Origin of the sequence: Streptomyces sp. NPDC058964 (genome assembly GCF_042741275.1) — a bacterium.
GTDB lineage: Bacteria > Actinomycetota > Actinomycetes > Streptomycetales > Streptomycetaceae > Streptomyces.
The window spans coordinates 1-4,193 of record NZ_JBHYKH010000667.1; the positions used below are offsets into that span (position 1 = coordinate 1).

At 75.5% G+C, this 4,193-nt stretch carries 4 protein-coding genes; 1 reads left to right on the forward strand and 3 read right to left on the reverse strand.

Features of this window, described 5'->3' with window-relative positions; all coding sequences use genetic code 11:
- Nucleotides 1-631, reverse strand: a 631-nt coding sequence (locus ACFW2E_RS42575; protein ID WP_384476254.1) for a transcription antitermination factor NusB, incomplete at its 3' end; no start/stop codon positions are given.
- A 108-nt stretch (nt 632-739) separates the two neighbouring features.
- Nucleotides 740-1,672, reverse strand: a complete 933-nt coding sequence (gene fmt / locus ACFW2E_RS42580; protein ID WP_384476257.1) for a methionyl-tRNA formyltransferase — start codon at nt 1,670-1,672, stop codon at nt 740-742.
- A 283-nt stretch (nt 1,673-1,955) separates the two neighbouring features.
- Between fmt and ACFW2E_RS42585 the strand changes: the two genes are divergently transcribed.
- Complete coding sequence (locus ACFW2E_RS42585) at nt 1,956-2,498, forward strand: hypothetical protein (RefSeq protein ID WP_384476260.1); 543 nt, start codon at nt 1,956-1,958, stop codon at nt 2,496-2,498.
- 107 nt (nt 2,499-2,605) lie between these two features.
- Here ACFW2E_RS42585 and ACFW2E_RS42590 read toward each other — a convergent pair.
- Nucleotides 2,606-4,193: primosomal protein N' (locus ACFW2E_RS42590; RefSeq protein ID WP_384476263.1), on the reverse strand; the 1,588-nt coding region annotated here is incomplete at its 5' end.

Genomic DNA, 4,193 nt, shown 5'->3' on the forward strand with positions numbered 1-4,193 from the left:
CGGCCCGCTCGTAGTCCCCCACCAGCAGATCCTCGATCCCGGCGCGCCCGCCGCCGAGCGAGTCCCACAGCGCGGAGACGACCCAGCGGGGATGCGAGTGCACGACGGCGAGATGGTCCTCCGGATCGTCGTCGTAGGGGGGCGCGACCTTCTCCAGCCACCCGTCGAGATCGTCCTGGGCGACCTTGCGCAGCACGGCGTTGACGAACTTGGCCCGCCCGTCGCCGAGCACGACCCGCGCGAGCTCGACGGAGGAGGACACCGCGGCATGCGTCGGGATCCGGGTGCCGAGCAGCTGGGGGCCGCCGCGGCGGAGCACCGCGAGCCCCGGGGGGTCGACCTCCCGCAGCGGCCGGTCGACACAGGCGGCGATGACCGCGTCGTACGTCCCCTGCCGCCGCAGCGTCCCGTAGACCAGTTCGGTGGCGAGAGCGGCGTCCCGGCCGTCGAACTTGTCCGGGCCCTCCTGCTCCCGCGCCTTCCGCAGCAGCGGCGGCAGCACGAGGTTGGCGTACGCGTCCCGCTCGTCCACGGCACGCAACGCCTCGAAGGCGAGGATGCGGACGGGGTCCTTCTGGGGACGACGGTAGGGCTTGGCGGGCTTACGGGGCCGCCGGGACTGCTCGCTCACGAAAAAGGTGCTCCGGGTGTGGGAAGGGTGCGGATCCCAGCCTACGTCGCGGGGGACACCGGAGCGCCGCCGCGTACGCCGGGAGGCCCCTGCCCGAACCGGGAGGGCTCAGCCGCCCAGTGTCTCGCCCGCGGCGATCCGCACCCCGCGCGCCCAGTCCGCCGCCCGCATCGGCTTCTTGCCCTGGGCCTGCACCCACAGCAGCTCCACGGCATGGGAACCGGTGCCCACGTGGACGCTGTTCTTGCCCACGGCCAGCTGCCCCGGAGCGAGATCGGTGCGCTGCGGCACGAGCGTGGCCTGGATGAGCTTGAGCCGCTCGCCGCGGAAGGTGGTCCAGGCGCCCGGGGCCGGGGTGCATCCGCGCACCACGCGGTCGACACGCAGCGCGGGGGTGGCCCAGTCGATCAGGGCGTCCTCGACGGTGATCTTCGGTGCCACGGTGATGCCGTCCGCCGGCTGCGGTACGGCCTTCAGCGTGCCGTCCTCGATGCCGTCCATGGTCGCGGCGAGCAGCCCGGCGCCGGCGAAGGCGAGCCGGGTGAGCAGGTCGCCGCTGGTGTCGGTGGGCCGGATCTCCTCGGTGACGGTCCCGTACACCGGACCCGAGTCGAGCCCCTCCTCGATGAGGAAGGTGGAGGCTCCGGTGATCTCGTCCCCGGCCATGAGGGAGTGCTGCACGGGGGCGGCCCCGCGCCAGGCGGGCAGCAGCGAGAAGTGCAGGTTGACCCAGCCCCGGACGGGGATGTCGAGGGCGACCCGGGGCAGCAGGGCGCCATAGGCGACGACGGGGCAGCAGTCCGGGGCGATCTGCCGGAGCCGTTCCAGGAAGTCGGGGTCGCGCGGCTTGAGGGGCTTGAGCACCTCGATCCCGGCCTCCTCCGCCCGCTCGGCCACGGGGGACGCGACCAGTCTGCGCCCGCGCCCGGCCGGCGCGTCGGGCCGCGTGACGACGGCGGCCACCTCGTGCCGCCCGGAGGCGAGAAGAGCGTCCAGGGCGGGAACGGCGACCTCGGGGGTACCGGCGAAGACGAGCTTCATGGGTGGGTTGGGGCCTCTCGGGCGGGGGCGACTTGCGGGCAGCCCCCAAGTCTATGACCGCGCACGCAAATCCGCCGACGGCAGGCATCCTCAGGGGAGACCGCCGTCTCTGCGCCGGCCGGGAACAGGTGGTGCGCGGGTGGGCGGACCGGCGTACGCATATGCCCGTACGCCCCCACACCGTGACCAGCGGAGCGCAAACGCGTTGGTCAAGAAAGAGTTGACCACAAAGGGCCGCCATTGCCGCCCAATTCCTTTCAACGCCGGTTCGAGAGGCTTGTTCATGGCCGACCACGCAACCCACGACGCCCAGGCCCGGGCCAGCCTGCACTTGCTGGTGCGGGACATCGAGCGGGTCCGCCGCCAGGTGGACGCACTGCGTACGCTCACCGCCCAGTTGGGCAACATCTACCGCCCGCGCCGCTCCGGCCCCTCCACGGGCTTCGTCGTCTACGGACGCGCCCCCGCCCCGACGGTGCGTCTCGCGCAGGAGCTCCGGGACAGTGTCGAGACGCTGGTCACGGCCGCCGTGGACTTCGACCGATCGCTGGGATTCTCATGGGACGCGGTGGGCTCCGCACTCGGGGTCACCAAGCAGGCGGTGCACCGCCGTTACGGCGCCCGCCGCGCCGCGGCCCAGGCGGCTGCCGAGGCCGAGCGCACCACGGAGCCGACGGGCACCCGCACGCTCAATGTGAACACCGGCCTCCCCGCGGTGCCGACGGTCCCGGCGGCCCGCTCCATGCCGACCCAGCCGACCGCGGGCAGCCCCACGCTCCGCGACGAGGCCAGGCCGACGGCCTTCCCCGGCCCGCGCAACGGCTGACCCGTCCTCAACCCCGCCCTCCCGGCACACATCCGGGAGGGCAGCCGTGTGTCCGGCCCGCGGTCATCGGGTCACCGTCCGGACGGCGCCGTACCGCACGCCGTGCCTCACCCGATGTCCGGCGGATCGATCCGCACCCGCACGGGCTCGCCGCTCCCCCGCGCCATCCGGACGGCCTGAGCCGCCTTCAGCGCGGATGCCAGCGCCGCCCCGCTGGCGGGCGGCACGCGGACGAGTGCGCGCTCCCAGTGCTCGCGGGGCGGCGGCCCCCCGGTCCGCCGCGGCCGTCCGGGAAGGGTGTCCGGTATCGGCACCGGCCCCAACACCTCGGCGTCCGGCGGAAGTTCGACCGTGGCAAGGAACTCGGCGACGGCCTGGGCCGTCCCCGACACGGCCGCCATCCGGGACACCGGCGGAAACCCCAGCTCGGCCCGCTCGGCCAGCTCCCGCACCGCGTGTCCGACGGGATCCCAGCGCACCAGTGCCTGCACGGGCCGCAGGGTCGGCTCGGCGACGACCACCACGGTCCCCCGGTCCCCCTGCGGCCGTACGAGCGCACCGGCCGCGATCCAGCGGCGCAGCGCGTCCTCTCCGGCCCGCAGGTCGGGGCGGCCGAGCATGGCCCAGCCGTCCAGCAGCAGGGCAGCCGCATAGCCGCCCTCGGCGACCGGTTCGGCGCCCGGCGTGCTCACGACCAGCGCGGGCGTCCCCGGCACCGTGTCCAGCACGTGTTCCCGCCCGGACGTGCGCACCGGTACGGCGGGAAAGGCCCGCCCCAGCTCCTCGGCGGTCCGCCGCGCGCCCACCACCTGGGCCCGCAGCCGGAAGCCGCCGCACTCCGGGCAGTGCCAGGCGTTCTCCTCGCGCCCGCACCACCCGCACCGCGACGCCCCCGCGTCCTGTGCCTCCAGCGGACCCGAGCAGTGCCGGCACCGCGCGGGCGCCCGGCACCGGTCACATGCCATGCGTGGCACGTACCCCCGCCGGGGCACCTGCACGAGGACCGGCCCGTGCTTCAGTCCGTCCCGTACCGCCTGCCAGGCGAGGGTCGGCAGCCGGGCGGCGCGGGCGGCCTCGTCGCGCGCGAGGTCGCCGTCACCCACGGTGCGCACGAGCGGCGCGGCCCGCCGCACCTGCTCCCGGCCGGCGACCAAGGGGCGCGCCCAGCCGCTCTCCACGAGCTGGGCGGCCTCCACGGTGCAGCTCCAGCCGCCCAGCAGGAAACCGCATCCGTCCAGGGCAGCGCGGAGCAGGAGCACGTCCCGGGCGTGCGGCTGGGGGGCGTGCTGTTCGCTGTGGCTGTCGTCCCCGTCGTCCCAGATCGCGACCAGGCCGAGGTCGCGCACGGGGGCGAACATGGCGGCCCGCGTCCCGACGACGGCCCGTACGGAGCCGCGTCGCACGGCGAGCCACTGTCCGTACCGCTTCTCCGGCCCAGCGTCGGCGGTGAGGAGCGCGTGCCGTCCCTCGCCGAGCAGCGCGGTCAGCGCGGCGTCGACCCGGGCCGCGGCACGGCCGTCGGGTACGACGACGAGCGCGCCCCGTCCCGAGGCGAGCGTCGCGGCGACGGCCCGCGCCAGCTCGTCGCTCCACCACGGGCCGGGCCGCGCGTGCCAGACGGCGCGGGGTGGGCGTCCCGAACGCCGTGTCTCGCCGACCCCGGCCCCCGGCCCCGGCGCGGGCCCCGAGCCGCCC